14 protein-coding genes are annotated in these 20540 nt (G+C 44.0%); 9 read left to right on the forward strand and 5 right to left on the reverse strand.

The features are described 5' to 3' along the window. Window positions 1-141 precede the first annotated feature (141 nt). A complete protein-coding gene (locus DW981_RS12095) occupies window positions 142-1359 on the reverse strand; it encodes a GNAT family N-acetyltransferase (RefSeq protein WP_118507897.1) in 1218 nt (405 codons plus the stop codon). A 142-nt stretch (window positions 1360-1501) separates the two neighbouring features. On the opposite strand from DW981_RS12095, the gene DW981_RS12100 reads away from it, so the two are divergent. From DW981_RS12100 to DW981_RS12120, 5 genes are read left to right on the forward strand one after another with little or no spacing between them, the layout of a single operon-like run. Beyond that, the gene (locus tag DW981_RS12100; RefSeq protein ID WP_118507898.1) at window positions 1502-2737 is read left to right on the forward strand and encodes a DUF1015 domain-containing protein; all 1236 of its coding nucleotides are present in this window, start codon (window positions 1502-1504) and stop codon (window positions 2735-2737) included. 52 nt (window positions 2738-2789) lie between these two features. After that, a complete protein-coding gene (locus DW981_RS12105) occupies window positions 2790-3434 on the forward strand; it encodes a DUF624 domain-containing protein (RefSeq protein WP_022026188.1) in 645 nt (214 codons plus the stop codon). Beyond that, entirely contained in the window at window positions 3415-5760 is a 2346-nt protein-coding gene (gene glgB, locus DW981_RS12110) for a 1,4-alpha-glucan branching protein GlgB (RefSeq protein ID WP_118507899.1), read from the forward strand. Before DW981_RS12105 ends, glgB begins: the two co-directional genes overlap by 20 nt. After that, window positions 5761-6675 carry a mechanosensitive ion channel family protein gene (locus DW981_RS12115; protein ID WP_118507900.1) on the forward strand — a complete coding sequence of 305 codons (915 nt, stop codon included), beginning with the start codon at window positions 5761-5763 and terminating at the stop codon, window positions 6673-6675. A 29-nt stretch (window positions 6676-6704) separates the two neighbouring features. Further along, window positions 6705-7646: a magnesium transporter CorA family protein gene (locus DW981_RS12120; RefSeq protein WP_022026185.1), complete on the forward strand. Its 942-nt coding sequence runs from the start codon at window positions 6705-6707 to the stop codon at window positions 7644-7646. Between the two features lie 100 nt (window positions 7647-7746). Here the strand turns inward: DW981_RS12120 and argH are convergent, their stop codons facing one another. The 4 genes from argH to DW981_RS12140 all read right to left on the reverse strand — a co-directional run bounded on the left by argH (window position 7747) and on the right by DW981_RS12140 (window position 12948). Continuing rightward, complete coding sequence (gene argH, locus DW981_RS12125; protein ID WP_118507901.1) at window positions 7747-9123, reverse strand: argininosuccinate lyase; 1377 nt, start codon at window positions 9121-9123, stop codon at window positions 7747-7749. A gap of 148 nt (window positions 9124-9271) precedes the next feature. Further along, window positions 9272-9538, reverse strand: coding sequence for a hypothetical protein (locus tag DW981_RS12130; RefSeq protein ID WP_022026183.1), 267 nt, complete (start codon window positions 9536-9538; stop codon window positions 9272-9274). Between the two features lie 68 nt (window positions 9539-9606). Then, entirely contained in the window at window positions 9607-12063 is a 2457-nt protein-coding gene (locus DW981_RS12135; protein ID WP_118507903.1) for a UvrD-helicase domain-containing protein, read from the reverse strand. A gap of 18 nt (window positions 12064-12081) precedes the next feature. Further along, on the reverse strand, window positions 12082-12948 hold the full coding sequence (locus DW981_RS12140) for a prephenate dehydrogenase/arogenate dehydrogenase family protein (RefSeq protein ID WP_118507904.1): 867 nt from the start codon (window positions 12946-12948) through the stop codon (window positions 12082-12084). Window positions 12949-13186: 238 nt separating this feature from the next. Between DW981_RS12140 and DW981_RS12145 the strand changes: the two genes are divergently transcribed. The 4 genes from DW981_RS12145 to DW981_RS12160 all read left to right on the forward strand — a co-directional run bounded on the left by DW981_RS12145 (window position 13187) and on the right by DW981_RS12160 (window position 20221). Continuing rightward, entirely contained in the window at window positions 13187-15985 is a 2799-nt protein-coding gene (locus tag DW981_RS12145) for a transglycosylase domain-containing protein (protein WP_118507905.1), read from the forward strand. 31 nt (window positions 15986-16016) lie between these two features. After that, the gene (locus tag DW981_RS12150; RefSeq protein WP_118507906.1) at window positions 16017-16958 is read left to right on the forward strand and encodes a hypothetical protein; all 942 of its coding nucleotides are present in this window, start codon (window positions 16017-16019) and stop codon (window positions 16956-16958) included. A gap of 206 nt (window positions 16959-17164) precedes the next feature. Then, complete coding sequence (locus tag DW981_RS12155) at window positions 17165-17863, forward strand: ABC transporter ATP-binding protein (protein WP_118507907.1); 699 nt, start codon at window positions 17165-17167, stop codon at window positions 17861-17863. A gap of 15 nt (window positions 17864-17878) precedes the next feature. Beyond that, window positions 17879-20221: an ABC transporter permease gene (locus tag DW981_RS12160; protein WP_118507908.1), complete on the forward strand. Its 2343-nt coding sequence runs from the start codon at window positions 17879-17881 to the stop codon at window positions 20219-20221. Window positions 20222-20540: the final 319 nt, after the last annotated feature.

Below are 20540 nucleotides of genomic sequence, written 5' to 3' on the forward strand. Positions count from 1 at the left end.
TTTCCTATAAAGCAAAAAACGCTCCGCGAGGATGCGCATCTCGCGGAGAAGAAGTTAGCTGCAAACAGCACCGCTCGAGCGCGAAAGAGTCGCAAGCGACTCTTTGTTCTGTTGTGTGACGTCGCATCACGAAGAATGGCTTTAGCGATTCTTGCCCTTTTGAGATGATTCCTCCGTGAGATGGATGCGGTAAAGAATGGCATCGCGATTTTTGTATATAAGATCTTTTTCCGGTTTCATGCCAAGATTTTTTGCAGTATGCAGTGATCGTACATTTTCTTTATCAATGACTGCAACAATATTGTCAATATCCAGAGCTTGATAGGCATACTGAAATACTGCACGGCAACATTCCAGCGCATAGCCGTAGCCCCAATGATTACTATCTAACAAATAGGACAACATGATCTCATCCTGTCCGTCAACAACATGGTTCTCAATTCCGCAACGTCCAATGAGCCCACCGGAAGTTTTACTGAATACGCCCCATAATCCGTAGCCGTAGAAATTATATACATTACGGATATAGGCAGCCTGTTTTGCCATCTCCATTTCTTTATAATCGTCGATGTCATCAATGAATTTGGCAACCTCGGGATCCTTATAAATCGGATATAAATCCGGAATATCCGCAACGGTCAGTTCGCGAATGATCAGACGCCTTGTATTTGCAATGGTTACCGGTATTTTTTGTTTGCGCTGCCAAACATGCAGGAAAAACGAAGGAGTAAGTCCTTCGAAACTTTCCAACAAAACATCGGCACGTGATAGATCCTGTTTGCCGGAATGTGGATTGTCGTATCCGACGCAGGCAATTCCGGCGGCGATCGCCGCTTCGACGCCATAAGAAGAGTCTTCAACGACAATGGCTTCCTCTGCGGATACGCCAAGCTTTTTAAGTGCTAGTTGAAATGTGTCGGGAGCAGGCTTTGGATGGGCAACATTTGAACTGGAAACGAGCTGATCAAAATATTTGCGGATGCCTAATGAACTGACAACAGCGTTGATCTCAGCAGGATTAGAGGAGGAGGCAATCGCTAACTTCCAGCCACTGGCAGCAAGCTTCGGGATCAGCTCGCAGATGCCGGGCAGAGAAGGATACCCCTCTTCTTTGTGGATTTCGCGTTTGGCTTGATTTAATTCCGCCAAAAGCTCTTCCGGAGATAAAGAAAGAGAAAAGTCTGAGATAACTTTTTGTGCCATATTTGCAGTGGAACTGCCAATAAACTGTTCGTGATAGGACATGTCGGCATCTGCACCATATTTGTGCAGTACTTTCAGTGCTGCTCTGCCATGCTGTGGCTCGCTGTCGATAATGACACCGTCCATATCAAAAATAATCGCTTTTAATGTTCGCATTGTATAGAACACCTCCCCGTAAATTCGCTATTGAACCTTTATTATAGCAGAAAAATCATTGTGCCACAATCTTAGTCATGGTATAATTATAAAGGTGATTTATATATGTACCCCCGAGGAAATAGAGAAAGGACGAGAGAAGATGGCAGTGATCAGACCGTTTTGTGCAGTGCGCCCGGCAGTAGAATATGCCAATAAAGTAGCCGCATTGCCATATGATGTATATAATCGTGCAGAAGCGAAGAAGGAAGTGGAGAGAGAACCGTTATCCTTTTTGGCGATAGACCGCGCAGAGACACAATTTGAGGATAGTGTATCCGTATATGCACCTGAGGTGTATGCCAAGGCAAAGGAACTGTTCGAGGAACGTATCTCTCAGGGGATTTTTATAGAGGATAAGCAAAGTGCTTACTATATTTATCAGTTGGAGATGAATGGACGCACTCAGACGGGTATCGCAGCGTGTGCCAGTGTAGACGATTATCTGGATGGCACGATCAAGAAGCATGAAAATACAAGAGAAGAGAAGGAACAGGATCGTATTCGGCATGTAGACACTTTGTCTGCACAGACCGGACCGATCTTTTTGGCATATCGTTCCCAGGCAACGATCAACCAATTGGTGTCTAAGATCATGGAAACGCAGGAACCGTTGTACGATTTTACGGCATCGGATGGTATTGCACACCGTATGTGGAAAGTGACAGAAGAAGCGGTTACCACATTACAGGAGGCTTTTGCCGGAATACAGGAGATTTATATTGCAGATGGGCATCATCGTGCAGCATCCGCAGTCAAAGTCGGCTTGAAACGCCGTAAAGAACATCCAGATTATGATGGAACAGAAGAGTTTAATTATTTCCTTTCCGTACTATTTCCGGACGATCAGTTAATGATCATGGATTATAACCGCTGTGTGAAAGATTTGCATGGACTTACGAAAGAAGCATTTTTGAAGGCTGTGGAAGAGTGCTTTGATGTTACTGTCTTGGATGGTGCGAAGCATCCGCAGGCAAAGGGACAGATCACCATGTATTTGGAAAATCGCTGGTATTTGCTGCAGGCAAAGCAGGAACTGCTTGCTATCACGGATCCGGTTGCCGCATTGGATGTGTCATTGCTACAGGAATATCTGTTAAAACCGGTGCTTGGTATCGAGGATCCAAGGACAGATGAGCGTATTGATTTCATTGGAGGAATCCGAGGCTTGGAGGAATTGGAACGTCGTGTGCAGACGGACATGACGGTCGCATTTGCAATGTATCCGACTTCGATCGGAGAGCTGTTTGCTGTGGCTGACGCGGGGCTGCTTATGCCGCCGAAGTCGACTTGGTTCGAGCCAAAGCTTCGCAGCGGATTGTTGATGCACCGCATTTGATCCGGCCTAAAATCAATGTTTGCGGCTCGAACAGAGCCATGGAGATTTGCATATGAAAGAATTTTTTTCTATTGAAGGACCGTTTATGCAGTTTTTTGGAAAACTGTGGGATATTATATTATTAAGTGTTGTATTTTGTGTGTGCAGTATTCCGATCATTACGTTTGGGATGAATTGTATTGCACTGTATTATACGGTTGTAAAGGTGGTTCTGCCCGGGGAGAGACATGCTGTGCGGACGTTTTTAAAAATGGTTCCCCGCAATGCAAGACAGGGACTGCCGCTTGGAATATTGTTTGAAATAATTATCGCTGTTTTGACGTATTCGCTTATAGTGATCCTGCATAACGACATGGGAGCACTCGGTGTGTTTTTTGGTGTTGTGTTTGTTATGTTGTTTATGATCGTGTTAGTAGTTATGGCGTATGCATTTCCAATGTCTGCACGTTTTGAAAATACGATCGGAGAAATTGTTGCTAACAGTGCTTTTATGGCATTGGAACACTGGAAAGAGACAACATCTTTGCTGATCCTGCAGGCGGCATTTCTTGTGGGAATGATATTGATCGTGTATATTCCACCGATCATACTGATCTTGCCGGGAGCAATTATGTGGATGCAGGCAAAATTGTTGGAGCCGGTGTTTGACAGCTACTTAAAAGAGGGGGGAGCAAATCATGAAACAGAGACTATATGATCTGATGGACTGGGAAGCCATTGAAGCGATCGTTTATTCGGAAGAGGATCATCCTCAGCGTGTACTCGGACCGCAGAAGGTAAAGGGCGGTATTTTAGTACAGGTATTTGTGCCGGGAGCAGTTAAGGCAAAGCTTCGTCTTAAAAGTACAGGTAGAAATTATACAATGGATCAGTCAGACGATGCAGGCATGTTTGCAGTTCTTTTGCCGGGAAAGACAATCACAGAATATACGATCATTGCTTCCTATGAAGATGGTTCTAAAGTGGAGTTAGAGGATCCGTATCTATATCAGGATTTATTCGGGGCGAATCACATTGAGCGTTTTGAAAAAGGGATTCACCGGGAAATATATCGTTATATGGGTGCGCATCCGGCTGCAGTACGCGGCTGTATGGATGACACAGACATTCTTTGGGATGTAACGGAAGATGCCGTGAAAGACGATGCAGAACTGTTATATGGAACACACTTTGCGGTGTGGGCACCGAATGCAATGCGTGTCAGTGTTGTTGGGGATTTTAACGGCTGGGATGGCAGAAGACATCCTATGATGCGTCAGGGAGATTCCGGTGTATTTTCGCTTTTTATTCCGGGGATCGGACCGGGTGAATTATATAAATATGAGATTAAATCAGCACCGCAGAAAGTGACGATGAAGACAGATCCATATGGGTTTGCCTGTGAAAAGAGGCCGGCTAATGCCAGCATTGTGACGAATCTGCAGGAGTACCGCTGGAACGATGATAAATGGCTTGCAAAGCGTTCTAAAAGGGATTACACCAAGGAGCCTATGAATATCTATGAAGTTCATTTGGGATCTTGGAAAAGGCAGCAGGGAACAGAAGATGGATTTGTCAATTACCGGGAGCTGGCACGACAGCTTGTGCAGTATGTTCAGGAAATGGGATATACACATGTGGAGTTACTGCCGGTCATGGAGCATCCATTAGACGAGTCTTGGGGTTATCAGGTGACTTCGTATTATGCACCGACTTCCAGACATGGTTCGCCGCAGGATTTTATGTATTTTATGGATACGATGCATCAGGCCGGGATCGGTGTTATTTTGGACTGGGTACCGGCACATTTTCCAAAAGACGAGAATGGATTGGCGAGGTTTGATGGAACTTGTCTGTATGAGCATGCGGATCCGAGACAGGGAGAGCATCCACATTGGGGGACATTGATCTACAATTATGGAAGACCGGAAGTTGCTAATTTCCTGACGGCCAATGCATTGTTTTGGATCGAGCAGTATCATGCAGATGGAATCCGTATGGACGCTGTAGCATCAATGTTGTACCTGGACTATGGTAAACAGGACGGGGAATGGGTTGCTAATATGTACGGCGGCAATGAGAATCTTGAGGCAATAGCCTTTTTGAGGGATTTAAGCGATGTGATGCATGAGAGAAACAAAGGTGCATTACTGATCGCAGAGGAATCGACGGCATGGCCGAAAGTGACAGAGCCTTCGACAGTTGACGGTTTAGGTTTTGATCTGAAATGGAATATGGGCTGGATGAATGATTTTACAACGTATATGCAGACGGACCCGCTGTTTCGCAAGGGCCGACACGGCATGCTTACGTTTAGTATGATCTATGCATACAGCGAAAAGTTTGTGCTTGTATTCTCACACGATGAAGTGGTGCATCTGAAAGGCTCTATGTTTGCAAAAATGCCTGGTGAGCCGGAAGAAAAATATGCGAATCTTCGCGTGGCGTACGGTTTTATGATGGCACATCCCGGCAAGAAGCTGCTCTTTATGGGGCAAGAGTTTGCACAGGAGACCGAATGGAATGAGAAGCAGGAATTGCCTTGGGAGCAGGCAGAGGAGCCGGATCACAGGGCATTGCAGCAATATGTAAAGGCATTGAATACATTTTATCAAGAGCATCCGGCTTGGTACGAGACGGATTTTGATGCAGAGGGTTTTGAATGGCTTAGCAGTATGGATGCCGATCACAGTATTATTACCTTTATGCGGTATGATGCGAAGAAAGAGGAGCGGCTTCTGGTGGTGTGTAATTTCACTCCGGTTACGTATGAGAATTTTAAGATTGGAGTGCCTGTTGCCGGAAAATATAAGGAAATCTTTAATAGCGATCAAATTTCCTTTGGTGGAACAGGCTGCATTAACGCAAGGCAAAAGAGTGCGAAGAAGATACCTTGGGATGGCAGGGAGTATTCGTTGACGATTTCCGTGCCGCCGTTAGGAATGAGCGTATATCGCTGTGTGCCGACTGACACGATGACAGCGGCCGTTCCGTCGAAACGTGGAAGCGCTAGAACAGGAAAAACAGTAAAAAAGAGGAAATAAATGATGTTGTATGATAAAATGGGAATAGGCATGATGGAACTGCAAAATGCAATGCTTGCAGTGCAGGATAATACAACCGTCAAGGAGCTGACCAAGGTAATGGGGGATGACTCTGTTTCCAATGAAAAAAAGACCAGCTTTTTATTACAGTATTTATTAGATCAGCGAGAGCCGCTGCTTCGCTTCGGTCAGACGTTGCTGATCGCTTTGATCGTGTTTGTGATCGGCCGTAAAATGGTGAAGCTGTTACTTCGTTTTACGGATCGCTGGATGGAGCGGCGCAATGTAGAGGTTAGTGTCCGCAAGTTTGTGATGTCATTAGCCGGCGTTATCTATAATGTGCTATTGATCTTTGTGGTTGCAGGTATTCTTGGTGTAGGAACCAGTTCTATTGTGGCTATGGTCGGATCGGCAGGATTGGCGATCGGCCTTGCTCTGCAGGGCAGTTTGGCCAATTTGGCGGGTGGGGTTTTGATCTTACTTCTCAAGCCGTTTCAGGTAGGAGATTATATTATTACGCCACAATCGGAGGGAACCGTACAGAGTATTGATATTTTTTACACGCGATTGACGACAACGGATAATCGGGTGATCGTGATACCGAATGGAACGATTTCTAATTCGGATATTACCAATACAACGAAGCAGGATAGGCGTTTGCTTGTTTTGGAGTTCTCTGTCAGTTATGATGCAGATGTTGCATTGATCCGAGACATTTTACTCAAAGAGATGAAACACAGGAGTGACATTTTGGTGAAAGAGCCAATGAGAGTTGTTGTGACCAGATTAAGCCCTGTGAAACTGCGTATGAATGCGAAATGCTGGGTGGAAACATCAAAATACTGGGATGTTTATTATGATATGTTGGAGAGGATCAAAACATTGTTACAGGAACAAAATATCTCCATAGGATAAGAAATTAGCAGAAATAAGAGGTGACGATAATGATCAAGTTTTATCGAACAGATGACCGTAAAATTCACGAGGAGGGTGGAATTGTTCCGGGAGGCTGGATTGATATGGTCAATCCAACAGTAGCAGAGGGTGAGTTGATTGCCAAAAGACTGCAAATTGATATTCAAGATCTGTTGGCTGCTTTGGATGAGGAAGAAAGTTCTCGTGTGGAATTGGAGGATGGATATACGTTAATTCTGGTGGATATTCCAACAATTGAGATTCGTCATGATAAAGAAGCATATACGACAATCCCACTGGGTATTATCTTGACGCAGGATATTATCATCACCATTTGTACAGAGGAAACTCCGGTGCTGCAAGCGTTTGTCAATGGTCGCGTGAAAGAATTCAGTACCAAGAAGAAAATGCGTTTTGTGTATCAGATCCTGTTCCGTGTGGCTGCGTTATATCAGAATGACCTTCGCGTCATTGATAAGAAACGAACCGAGATTGAGGAACGCATTGATGATGATACCGAAGACGTAGATCTGATCGATCTGCATGCATTAGAATCAACATTGGTCTACTTTGCGACATCTTTGCGTGCAAATGGTGTTGTCTTAGATCGCTTGACACGTTATAAGCGATTGGAACAGTATCCGGATGACACGGATCTGTTAGATGATGTCATTGTCGAGAACCGGCAGGCGATCGAAATGACAACGATATATAGAGATATTATCAACGGAACGCGTGAGCTGATGTCTTCTGTGCTTGATAATCGTTTGAATAATGTCATGAAAATACTGACGATTGTAACACTGGTTATGGGTATTCCGACTCTGATCTCAGGAATTTACGGTATGAATGTTTCCAGTAAGTGGATGCCGTTAGCAGATACACCGCATGGTTTTTCCATTATATGTCTGCTCATCGTGTTTATTTGTATGATTGCAATGTTCTTATTAAAGAAAAAGAAAATGTTTTAGCCGGTTAGGCTTACATGACAGTAATATATCAGGAAATAAAAAAGCAAAGCCAGCGCTGGCTTTGCTTTTTTGTTCCTAGAAAATTGCCACCCTGTACAATTTATTCTTCAGCGAGATAAGCTTCATATTTGGCGATCACTTCTTTCATAGCCTGTGGTCCCGGAGCACCGATCGTATTACGCTTAGCAACACAGGTTTCCATGCTGATCGCATCATAAATATCTTCTTCGAATACCGGGCTGATCGCCTTATACTCTTCCAAAGACATCTGACCCAGTGAAATATTCTTGTCAATGCAGTACAAAACGAGCTGTCCGACAATGCCATGTGCATCGCGGAATGGAACACCATGATTTACCAAATAATCCGCTGCGTCAGTCGCATTTGTAAATCCACCCTCAGCGCTTGCACGCATACGGTCTTTGCGGAAGGTGATCGTGTCTAGCATACCATTAAATAATACGATACATCCTTTCGTGGTATCAATGGCATCAAAGACAAATTCCTTATCTTCCTGCATATCTTTGTTGTAGGCCAAAGACAGTCCCTTCATCGTAGTCAACAGAGAGATAAGAGAACCGTATACACGACCTGTCTTACCGCGGACAAGTTCTGCAATGTCCGGATTCTTCTTCTGTGGCATGATACTGCTTCCGGTAGAATAGGAGTCATCAATATCAATGAACTGATATTCGTTCGTGTTCCAAATGATGATCTCTTCGCAGAAACGGCTCAAATGCATCATAATGATGGACATTGCTGCACTAAATTCGATCAGATAATCACGGTCAGATACAGAATCCATACTGTTTAACGTTGGACCGGTAAATCCAAGCAATTCTGCGGTGCGTTCACGATTGAGCGGATAGGTTGTTCCGGCAAGTGCACCGGAGCCGAGAGGGCAGTAATTCATGCGCTTATAAATATCCTGCAGACGGGAACGGTCACGGTAGAACATTTCGAAATAAGCACCCATATGATGTGCTAAGGTGATCGGCTGTGCTTTCTGCAAATGAGTAAAGCCCGGCATGATCGTATCAATATTTTCCTTCATGATCTTTAACAGGCTTTGCAATAAACCGAACAACAGGTGCTCCATTTCCTTGATCTCTTTGCGGGTATATAATTTCATATCCAAAGCAACCTGATCGTTACGGCTGCGTCCGGTGTGCAGGCGTTTGCCGGCATCGCCAATGCGCTCGATCAAATGTGCCTCCACAAAACTATGAATATCTTCGTGCTCTTCGGTAAAAACAAGTTTGCCATCACGAATATCATCGCGGATCGACTGCAGACCTCCGATGATCGCCTCTTTGTCTTCGTTGGTCAAAATTCCCTGCTCAGCTAACATTGTGACGTGTGCAATGCTGCCTTCAATATCTTCCTCATAAAACTTCTGGTCAAAAGAAAGAGAAGCATTAAAGTTATGTACTAATTGATTGGTTTCTTTCGTGAAGCGTCCGCCCCAAAGTTTCATAGTGGTAATCCTCCATTTTATGTAGTAAATTATGCTTTATGGTGAAATGTGCTTTACATAGTTAAATCTGCAGAAACAATGGAAGAAAAACATTCTGCCATCCGGTTACTGCAGATTTAACGGTAATTTTTACGCTTAGTTGTTAAAATTAGTCCTCTGCTTCTGGTGTTGTATCTGAGAACTCAATAAAGTCATCATCAAAATTGTCACCAAAATCATCCGCATCAAAGTCATCCAGATAATCGCGTTCCAGATGGCGGAAAACAGCATAAGCAATAGCTGCAACTGCTGCAACTGCGCCTATGATAGCGAGTGCAATGATGATGCCGTTTTTGTTTTTCTCCTCTAACTCTTTCTTGTGGAGAAGTTCGTTAATCTTTGCTGTATTCATTAATTCTTCGAGCTTATTTGACATAGCGCCACATCCTTTCCATGATTGGTCAATTGTTATACGAATAGTATAACACATCACACGTGCAATATCTATATTTTTTTAAGTTTCGCAAAGGAAGCCATCATGCGCCTGGTTGAGCCATTATCGAAGTCGACAGTCACTTCGTGATCTCCATTTTTTTCTTTGAGAGCAATTACGGTTCCCTCACCAAATTTCTTGTGTTTGATGCGGTCGCCCTCACCGTAGGACAGTGTGCCGGATGTGGTCTTGCCGCTATTTGCTTTGTCAAATATCGAGCTGTCCCGCAGAGAGGAGCCTTTGGAACGATAAATATCTCCAGTCTGGGAAGAGCTTCCGATCCCTTTGCGGATCAATGGATTCCCGGCAAACAGGTCAGCTCCGGAACTGCGTCTGACTGCCTGTTTGGCACTACGTTCTGCCATAGGATCCCAAGTAGATGACGCATTTGTGCGTACATTTGGAAGCTCGTTCATGCGAACCTGATGATACGACTGCCTGCGGCTTTCAGTAAAGGAATTGCCGCTAAAAGGAGAGGAAGCAGTTCGGGAACTATCCTGAAAAGCATCTCCATTTTGCTTGAGCAGATACCGCGGGATCTCATTCAGGAATGAAGATGGACGGTTGTATTGCTGCTCACCATTGCGAAAACGGCTTCGTGCACAGCTTAGCGATAATTTCTGTTTGGCACGGGTAATACCGACATAACATAAGCGGCGTTCTTCCTCCATTTCCTCCGGGTCATCGCCCATGACAGCAGCATATCCCGGGAAAATACCGTCTTCCATGCCGACCAGATATACATAAGGAAATTCCAATCCTTTCGCACTATGTAATGTCATAAGCAACACCATGTTGTTGTCATCGTCTACCGTGTCAATATCTGCAACAAGAGCAACTTCCTCCAAAAATCCGCTGAGCGTTGGCTCCTCTTCACAGTTTTCCTCATAAGTGACCACTTTATTAATGAACTCTTCGATATTTTCAATACGTCCGTTGGCTTCCTCGGTATCCTCTTCCTCCAGCAGGCGGACATAACCGGTTTCTTCGATGATCTCACGGATCAGATCTTCCAAGCTATACTCGGGAGATGCTAAATGCCGCTTGAACGATTCGATCAGACTGACAAAACTGCCCAGCTTGCCGGCGCTGCGTTTGATGCCGTCAATGTATTCGTAGTTTTGCAAAGCACCGTAAAAACTGGTCTCGTGCGTGAGTGCATAGTCGGCTACCCGGTCGATCGTTGTAAGACCAATGCCGCGCTTTGGCACATTGATGATTCGTTTTACGGAAATATCATCTAAACCGTTTTCCACCGTGCGCAAATATGCCAACAGATCCTTGATCTCACGGCGTTGGTAGAAGTTTACCGCACCGACAATACGATATGGAATATTGGCCGTCACCAGTTTTTCCTCCAATACACGAGACTGTGCATTCGTACGATACAAAATGGCAAAGTCCTTGTAGTCTGCTTCGCCGGTCTGTACAGCGTAAGAGATACCGTCGGTAACAGCCTCCGCTTCTTCGTATTCATTACCATATTGCGCAAAATAGATCGGATCACCTTTTTCCTGGTCTGTCCAAAGCGCTTTATCCTTACGCATGGAGTTATGACTGATCACAGCGTTTGCCGCATCCAAAATATTTTGGGTGCTTCGATAGTTTTTCTCCAGCTTGATCACTTTAGCGTCAGGATATTCGGTCTCAAAGTTCAGGATATTATATATATTGGCACCACGGAATTTGTAGATAGACTGGTCATCGTCACCGACAACGCACAGATTCTGCTCGCGTCTGCCATCTTCTCCGGTAGAGTCAGCCAACAGGCGTACAAGCTCAAATTGAGCTGTGTTAGTATCCTGATACTCATCGACCATAATATAGCGGAAACGGTTTTGGTAATAGTCCAGGATTTCCGGGTTATCCTGCAATAGCTGAATAGTCTTCACGATGAGATCATCGAAATCCAATGCATTTGAGTCGCGAAGACGTTTTTCGTATTCCCGATAAGCTCTGGCATATATTTCTTTGAGATAGTCACCGGCAGCACGGCGTTCATATTCTTCCGGAGTGATCATCTCATCTTTGGCAGATGAGATAGCACCGAGTACACTACGTTCTTTGAACTTTTTGGGGTCTAGCTGCAGATATTTCAAAATATCCCGCATTAATGTCCGCTGATCGTCTGCGTCATAGATTGTGAAACTTCTCGAATAACCAAGAGCTTCAATATGGCGGCGCAGTATGCGCACACATGCGGAGTGGAAGGTGCTGACCCATATGTATTCTGCACCGGAAGTAACAATATTATCAACTCGCTCACGCATTTCTCCGGCAGCTTTATTGGTAAAGGTAATGGCAAGGATGTTCCAAGGGTTGACGCCATATTCCTCGATCAAATAGGCGATACGGTGTGTCAATACACGGGTTTTGCCGGACCCGGCACCTGCTAAGATCAGAAGTGGTCCCTTAAAATGTTTAACTGCTTGCTCCTGCTCAGGATTTAATCCTTCTAATACGTTCATTCGTCACCAAGCCTTTCTTTAGAATCGAATATGATCGCGGTAATTCTTTGCCGCTTCAAAAAAATGCATTAGTCCATCTTTGTCGCCGTCAGCAATCTGTTGTTTGGCAGCGGTCAAAATTTCTATATATTTGTCTAAAAAACTGCATATTTTGTCGGAGTTGGTCAGACAGATATTCTGCCACATTTCCGGGGAAGAGGAAGAGATTCGCGTCGTTGTGTGAAATCCTCCTGCCGCCAGTGTGCCGTAGGTACCGTCTTCATCAAGGGCGGCAACCGCATTGACCAGTGCCGCAGATATTACATGTGGACCGTGGCTGATACCGGCTACTACGGCATCGTGATAATCCGGGTCGAGCAAAATACAGTGTGATCCGATGTCGTGAATGAATTGTTTCATCCATGCAACATATTCCGGTCTGCTCTCTGCAAACGGTGTTAAAATATAGTATTTATCACGGAAAAATGCAGATTCAGAATGTTCATAACCGGTCTTTTCAGAGCCGGTCATTGGGTGCCCGCCTACAAACTGCTCACAGAGACCATGTTCTCTGACTGCAGCAAGAATATCGCTTTTGACACTGCCAACGTCTGTCAGCAGGCAGTCTTTGGAAAGATAGGGAAGCAACTTATCCAAATAGGCGATATTTTTGATGACAGGTGCGCATAGAAAAATACAGTCACAGTCAGCAAAATCAGCGAGATCTGTTGTGATCTTGTCTAAAATCCCATCCATTGCAGCCAATTCGAGGCGCGGGTGTGGTTTGGTAATATAGTAATTGTATGCCATAAGTTCACTGTCCGGATACTGTTCGCGCAGTGCATGTGCTACGGAGCCGCCAATTAATCCGAAACCAATAAATCCAAAATGGTGCATCGTTGTCATAATAATTTTTACATTCCTTTCAATAGAAACATATGTTTGCGTTCTGTTCTATTTTATATGACGATAGTGAGCGTGTCAACTTGAATTATTGCATAAAAGCAAGTATAATGTTTCTTGTCATGCTCTGTCCTAAAATTTGGATAGCATAGGATGGACTGTCTTGTGATCTGAATGGAAAGACGATACTGCAGACTGAGACAGCAGAGTAAAGAATATACTTGGAAAGGCAAGGAAATTTATGAAGCAACTAAAGAAATATATCGGTGGAACCGGTGATGTGTTGGGCATAATCGGAAAGACTTTAGGAAGTTATTTAGGAGTTGTTTCCAATATAGCGGGGACGATCATCGGCATTTTTGCGACGGTATTGGTAATTGCGGGTATTGTGGGATTATGCCTGTATGTGAAGTTTTTGCCGATGTTTACCGAAGCCAGAGAGACGGTATTCGACAAGTTAGTCAATATGAGCGAAGATGACTTCGTGATGAAAGAAGATACCGTTGTTTACGACAAAGATGGTAAACTGGTCGGTTCTGTAAACGCAGGAAGATATAAATATGCGGAGATCAAAAGTATTTCTCCATATTTGTATAATGGTTATATCGCTGTGGAAGATAAGCGTTTTAAGACACACGGCGGTGTGGATCTGCTTGCAACGATGCGTGCCGGCGTTGCGTTAGTCAAAAATGGCGGAGACATCAAGCAGGGCGGTAGTACGATCACACAGCAGGTGATCAAAAACAATTTATTGACACAGGAAAAGAGTTATACACGTAAAATGATCGAAATTATGCTGGCACCAACGGTGGAACAAAAGTTCACCAAAGACAAGATCATGGAATTTTACTGTAATAGTAATTATTACGGGAACCGCTGTTATGGTGTAGGGGCAGCGAGTGAATATTATTTTGGAAAATCAGCGGCAGATCTCGAGCCGTATGAGGCAGCAATTCTGATTGGTCTGTCCAATAATCCATCTGCCTATGACCCGGTGAATAAACCGGAAGCGGCATTAAAGAAACGGAACGAAGTACTTAAAAAGATGTACGATGAACAGGTGATTACACAGAAGCAGTATGATAGTTCTGTCAAAAAGAAGATCAAGATCCAGCAGTTGACCAAAGACGGTACGAATGAAAGTTATGTGGTAAGTTATGCAATCCATTGTGCTGCGCTGGCTCTGATGGAAAAGGAAGATTTCAAATTCCAGTATACGTTTAAGAACAAAGAGGACTACGAGAGTTACAACGAGAAATACAGCAATCTGTACAGCCAGAAGACCAACGACATCCGTGAGGGTGGATACAAACTGTATACGGCAATTGATATGAAAAAGCAGAAAAAGCTGCAAAAAGCTGTTGATAAGGGACTTGCCTACAGCAAAGAGAAAAACTCGGACAAGACAAAGTATGCACTGCAGGGAGCAGCGGTCTGTGTAGATAACTCCACCAATTATGTTGTGGCGATCGTCGGTGGCCGTGGCACGAAGGATTCCTATAACCGTGCTTATTTATCAGCACGACAGTCCGGTAGTTCGATCAAACCATTGATCGATTATACGCCTGCCTTTGAAACAGGAGCCTATTCACCATCTACTGTTGTAAATGACCAGCCGATTGAAAACGGACCGAAGAATTCCGGTGGCGGTTATCGTGGCAGCCTGCATTTGCGTGAGGCGGTACAGCGTTCGATCAATACGATTGCATGGCAGGTATTAGAAAAGATCACACCGAAATATGGTATGTCTTTCTTAGATAAAATGCATTTTCATAATTTGAGTTATGTGGATAATGACAATTTATCGTTATCGCTCGGCGGATTTACCGAAGGTGTCCGCGTAGTCGATATGGCAAAGGGCTTTTCAACACTTGCCAACAACGGAAGCTATAGTGAAAAAACCTGTATTCAAAAAATAGAACATGTATCAGATGGAACGGTATATAAGAGCTCTAATGATACGACACAGGTATATACTGAAGATGCGGCTTGGATGATGACAGATGTATTGAAAGGTGTTTTGAATGAGCCGTATGGTACCGGACGTTCTCTCAAATTAGACAATGGTCAGATCGCAGCCGGTAAGACCGGAACGACCAACTCCAGCAAAGATGTATGGTTCTGTGGATATACCAAATATTATACAACTGTAGTATGGGCCGGCTATGACACGCCGAGAGCTATGCCGGGCGTATATGGTGCATCTGTTCCGGGAGGTATTTGGAAGAACTTCATGAATCAGATCCATAAAAATAAGAAGCCACAGGATTTTACGGCACCATCGGGTATTTGTCTTGCAAAGTATGACGGCAAGGGAAATATGATCAAAGGAACAGAAAGCACGGATCTGAAGCGTACATCGGGCAGAGACTTCTTCTCGATAACGATCCTGAAAGCAAAGGCAGCGTATGCGGACAACTTGGAAGAGGCATCCTATGAGAAAAAAGTTCGTCGTAAGCTGGAAACATTTGAAAAGCTGACAATTCAGAGTATGGCAGATTACTATACGTTAGAAATCAGTTATCAGGAGCTTCGCGATATGATCTCTTCAATTGAGGATGATGATATCCGCAAATCATATGCGACGCGTGCGAAGAACAAATATGATTCGCTGAAAGACGAGACTGTAAAGTGGAAAGATGTTGTGAAAGCATATGAAGAGCAGCAGAAGGAGTCTAATGCAGAACTGGCCCGTGAAAAGAAAACGGCGTCAAAGAATGCAAGAAATAAACAGCTTCGCAAAACCAGGGTTGCGCTTGCTAATACAAGATTGAAGGCATTACGTGGCTATGATTATCAGCCGGACAACATGGCGACTCTGTTAGAAAAAGCCAAGAGTGCGGTAGAGGCATGCAGGGGATATTCAGAATATGCAAGCTTAAACAGCAAATACCAGACTTACCGTACCGAATTATATATGTTGCCAACGAAAGCGGAATATGATGCACAGAATAATCACCATACTCCGGGAACCACAAGTATACCACAAGCGACAGCAACACCAATGCCGACAGTAACGGCTCAGGCTGGTGCACAGTAGAAATTGGAAATCGGAAGAAAAGAGGACATATATGGCAGAAGATAGAAGAGAGCAGGAATTGCGTGCGGCGGCAAAACAGCTTGCCGGGGTACAGAGACAACATCGGCCGGATCAGACAGCAGCCGCACGATCACAGGCGGGCCAGAAAGCACAGCCACAGAGAGCAGCGCAGCAGGCGACAGCTCAGGCAGCAGCCGCACGATCACAGGCGGGTCAGAAAGCACAGCCGCAGAGAACAGCCCAGCAGGCGACAACTCAGACAGCAAATTCCAACGGTAGTGGAAAGGCTCTGTCCGGGCAGCAGATACAGCAGATGCGGACGACAAATACACCTGCGAAAGAATCCATGTCACAGACAAAGCAGATCCAACATCAGTTGGAACAAGAAGTCGCAGATATTATGGATGCAGAATCCTTTGCGGATCTCGTCTTTATCGATCCGGATCCGTTGCCGGAAACGTCCAAGAAGGAAGAAGGTCGTACCGGTTTCTTTGCAAAGAGAAACAAAGAGACAGATGCAGCCACAAAAGCACAGACACCACAGGAAAAAGATAAGGAGACAGTCGTTTCTGCAGGGCATACCGGATATAAGGAGACAGCTGTAGACAAGACGACGGAACAGGCGCAAGAATCGGATAAACAGGAAGAACAGATCGAGAAACTTCAGAAATGGGGCAGGATCGGTCAGTGGTTTCAGACTTTTTGCTGGATGCATATTCCGATTTTTGGATTCTGGTATATGGTTGTACTGGCTGTTCGTAAGCGGACGCCGGAAGAAAAGAAAACCTTCGCCCGAGCCTATGTATTGTACCGAGTGCTTGTGATGCTGTTGGCGCTTACCATTTTGTATGTGTTCTATCGAATGGGACTGAGTTTCGTAGACAGATCCTTGCCTACATTGATATGCACTCCTAAAAATTGCTATAGTTTTTTGGAACGCAGGATAATTTACCTTACAATATATTTTAAGTAGCAGACGCTTATTGAGAAAAAATATCAATAAGCGTCTGTACTTTTTTTAGGAAAACCGTTATTCTATAGTATAGTTAGTGGAAACTAACCAGCTTGAGTCTTACCGGTCATACAATATGAAGAGGTCATAAGCAATATATGATCTCGGTATATCAGGGATGTTTTGCATGACTGGTGCTGTATAGAAGAAAGGTATGGTAAACGAATATGTTTTTGGAAATTCATGATCTGAGAAAGGGATTTGGCGAGGGAGAAAATCGAACAGAGGTATTAAAAGGGATTTCGTTTGAAGTAGAGCGTGGAGAAATCTGTGTACTGCTCGGACCTTCCGGATCCGGAAAGTCCACTTTGCTCAATATTATAGGCGGGATTGATAATGCGGATGCAGGATATGTTGCTATTGACGGAGAGCGAACTGCAGACATGTCCGAGAAAGTATTGACATCATATCGGCGTAAACACTTGGGCTATGTGTTCCAAATGTATAATCTGATCCCGAATCTGAATGTCAAGGAAAATATAGAAGTGGGAGCTTATTTGAGTGACTCGCCGTTAGATATTGATGATCTTTTAAGGACATTGGGGTTGTATGAGCATCGTCATAAAGTGCCAAATCAGCTTTCCGGTGGTCAGCAGCAGAGAACGGCAATTGGCCGAGCAATTGTGAAAAATCCGGATATCCTTCTTTGTGATGAGCCGACAGGTGCCCTTGATTATAAAACGTCTAAGGAAATCCTCAAATTATTAGAGGATGTCAATCAGAAATACGGCAATACGATCATTATGGTTACTCATAACGATGCGATCAAGCAGATGGCAGACCGTGTGATCCGTTTTAAAGATGGGCAGATCCGCAAGGATTATCATAACGAAACAAAGATTCCGGCAGAAGAGCTTGATTGGTAAGAGAGGTGGGACGAGATGAAAAATCCATTAAACAGGCGTTTGCCAAGAGAGCTTAAAGGAGAAATGGGAAAATACATGGTGATTTTCCTGTTTATGATGTTGACGATCGGATTTACATCCGGATATTTTGTAGCAAACAGCAGTATGCTGCAGGCAAGTGAAGAAAGTTATGACAAATATAATATTGAAGATGGACATTTTGTTGTAAAGGATGAGATCTCAGCATCTTTGCAGCGCAAATTGGAACAGGAAGATGTCAAAATATACAAGGATTTCTATAAGGAAGAAGCTGTCGATACGGATAATGATGGGAAGAGTGACGGATCGATCCGCGTGTTTGCAGAGCGGGAGAAGGTCAATCTTATCTGCGTGATGAAGGGAAGTATGCCAAAGGGTAAGGCTGAGATCGCTGTAGACCGTATGTATGCAGATAATAATGATATTGCCGTTGGAGACACGATCTGCATTGGAAACAGTAAAAAGAAAGTAAGCGGCTATGTTGCCTTGTCGGATTATAGTGCTCTTTTTTCGGATAACAGTGATATGATGTTTGACGCGACCAAGTTTGGTGTGGCGGTTATGACGAAGCAGGGCTACGATTCTCTCGCTAAAGAGCATGAAAATTATCAGTATGACTGGAAATATAATACGGCACCAAAAGATAAGAAACAGGAGCAGAAACAGTCGGAAGATTTTATTAATGCATTGGCCGAAAAAACATTTCAGGCAGGTGTTACGATATCCTTAGCATTACCGGCATACGCTAATCAGGCAATTCATTTTGCAAGTGATGATATCGGTGGTGATATGGGAATGATGATCGCGTTATTGTATATACTGATCGCTATTATGGCGTTCGTCTTTTCGGTAACGATCCGTCATACGATCACACGGGAGTCCGCAGTCATCGGTACATTACGCGCCTCCGGATATACCAAAGGAGAACTAATGCGTCATTACTTAGCGGTTCCGATGACTGTCACGTTTCTTGCCTGTGCACTTGGAAATGTACTTGGATACACGTATTTTAAGGGCATAGTAGCAGATATGTATTACGGCAGTTACAGTCTGCCGACTTATGTGACGATTTGGAATGCAAAGGCGTTCGTTATCACGACAGTGGTTCCGCTGATCATTATGCTGATCGTGAACGTGCTGTCACTGCAGAGTAAATTGCAATTATCTCCGTTGCGTTTCCTGCGCCGAGACCTTGACCGCAAAAAGAAAAAGAAAGCGATGCGTTTGCCGAAGTGGTCGTTTTTTAACCGTTTCCGCATTCGTGTGATCACACAAAACCGTTCCAGTTACATTACGTTGTTTGCCGGAATGTTATTTGCCAGTCTTCTGCTGTTGTTTGGTATGATGATGATTCCGCTATTGTCTCATTACAAAAATGAAGTGGTAAACGGAATGCTTGCGGATTATCAATATGTTTTGAAAGCGCCCGTACGGACTTCAGATGATCAGGCAGAAAAATATTGCATGACCTCTCTGATATATAAAGGTTCCAAAGATGAGTCGATCAGCATTATGGGATTAGAACAAAACAGCAAATACTTTAAGCATAGACTGCCCGAAGATGGAGTTATGATCTCGGATAGTTTTGCGGAAAAATACGGTGTGAAAAAGGGAGACACCTTACAATTGCAGGATGAATATTCCGGTAAAAAGTATCGTTTCCGTGTAAAGGAAACCGTCGCCTATGCAGCGGGTCTGTCCGTATTTATGGATATTGATAAGTACCGTGATACGTTTGATGAAGAAGTGGATATGATGCAGCTTGCGATGAGTTATCCGGAAGTCCTGTTGGCGCAGCTTTCCACACCGGAAGAAAGTAAATATTTTACCGGGTATTTGTCGGATCGCAAATTGACCGATATTGATGAAAAATATGTGGATAGCTGCATTACTGTTGACGATATGACAAAGTTATCCAGACAGTTGGATGTTTCCATGGGAGCTATGTTTCAAATGATCAATGTATTTGCGGTATTATTGGCGGTACTCCTGATCTATCTGCTCACCAAATTGATCTTGGAACGGAATACTACGTCCATTTCGATGGTTAAAATTCTCGGTTATGAAAATAAGGAGATCGCAAGGCTGTACCTGTTAGCGACCAGCTGGGTCGTAGCTCTCAGTGCTCTGGTTGGTTTTGCCATAGCAACGTTATTTATGACCGTGATCTATAAAGCAATCATGATGGAATTTAACGGCTGGCTTACCTTATATTATTCACCGGATATTTATCCGAAAATGTTTGTTATGATCATGGTTTCTTATGCAGTTGTTGCAGCGACACAATATCATAAGATACAGAAGATCCCAATGGACGAAGCGTTGAAAAATGTCGAATAAAATGGATTATTTGCAACGGGTTGTTGACTTTATCCTTGTCACAGAGTATCCTAATGAAATAGATGATCATTAACGCAAACTTCCCATACGGGAAGTTATTGTCCGAACCACATATTGCTTATTATGTCGACAATAAATAGAATATTTTGCAGTCGACAAGCTAAATTGTGCTGTCATCCGAGAACTAAGATAATTGCCGCAGAACGCAGAGTTTTTGCGTGATTTCTTATTTTGTTAAGTCTCTGATGAATACATGCCCGAAGGATTGTTTGAGTCGTCCCGGTTTAGCAAGGTATCATCCATTTTTGGACGGGACGCT

The organism is Clostridium sp. AM49-4BH, assembly GCF_003478335.1.
Lineage (GTDB): Bacteria > Bacillota > Clostridia > Lachnospirales > Lachnospiraceae > Butyribacter.

Bases quoted from the DNA above. Each gene is read 5' to 3' on its own strand.
- DW981_RS12095 (WP_118507897.1), bottom strand. From the start codon at position 1,359: ATGCGAACATTAAAAGCGATTATTTTTGATATGGACGGTGTCATTATC.
- DW981_RS12100 (WP_118507898.1), top strand. From the start codon at position 1,502: ATGGCAGTGATCAGACCGTTTTGTGCAGTGCGCCCGGCAGTAGAATAT.
- DW981_RS12105 (WP_022026188.1), top strand. From the start codon at position 2,790: ATGAAAGAATTTTTTTCTATTGAAGGACCGTTTATGCAGTTTTTTGGA.
- glgB (WP_118507899.1), top strand. From the start codon at position 3,415: ATGAAACAGAGACTATATGATCTGATGGACTGGGAAGCCATTGAAGCG.
- DW981_RS12115 (WP_118507900.1), top strand. From the start codon at position 5,761: ATGATGTTGTATGATAAAATGGGAATAGGCATGATGGAACTGCAAAAT.
- DW981_RS12120 (WP_022026185.1), top strand. From the start codon at position 6,705: ATGATCAAGTTTTATCGAACAGATGACCGTAAAATTCACGAGGAGGGT.
- argH (WP_118507901.1), bottom strand. From the start codon at position 9,123: ATGAAACTTTGGGGCGGACGCTTCACGAAAGAAACCAATCAATTAGTA.
- DW981_RS12130 (WP_022026183.1), bottom strand. From the start codon at position 9,538: ATGTCAAATAAGCTCGAAGAATTAATGAATACAGCAAAGATTAACGAA.
- DW981_RS12135 (WP_118507903.1), bottom strand. From the start codon at position 12,063: ATGAACGTATTAGAAGGATTAAATCCTGAGCAGGAGCAAGCAGTTAAA.
- DW981_RS12140 (WP_118507904.1), bottom strand. From the start codon at position 12,948: ATGACAACGATGCACCATTTTGGATTTATTGGTTTCGGATTAATTGGC.
- DW981_RS12145 (WP_118507905.1), top strand. From the start codon at position 13,187: ATGAAGCAACTAAAGAAATATATCGGTGGAACCGGTGATGTGTTGGGC.
- DW981_RS12150 (WP_118507906.1), top strand. From the start codon at position 16,017: ATGGCAGAAGATAGAAGAGAGCAGGAATTGCGTGCGGCGGCAAAACAG.
- DW981_RS12155 (WP_118507907.1), top strand. From the start codon at position 17,165: ATGTTTTTGGAAATTCATGATCTGAGAAAGGGATTTGGCGAGGGAGAA.
- DW981_RS12160 (WP_118507908.1), top strand. From the start codon at position 17,879: ATGAAAAATCCATTAAACAGGCGTTTGCCAAGAGAGCTTAAAGGAGAA.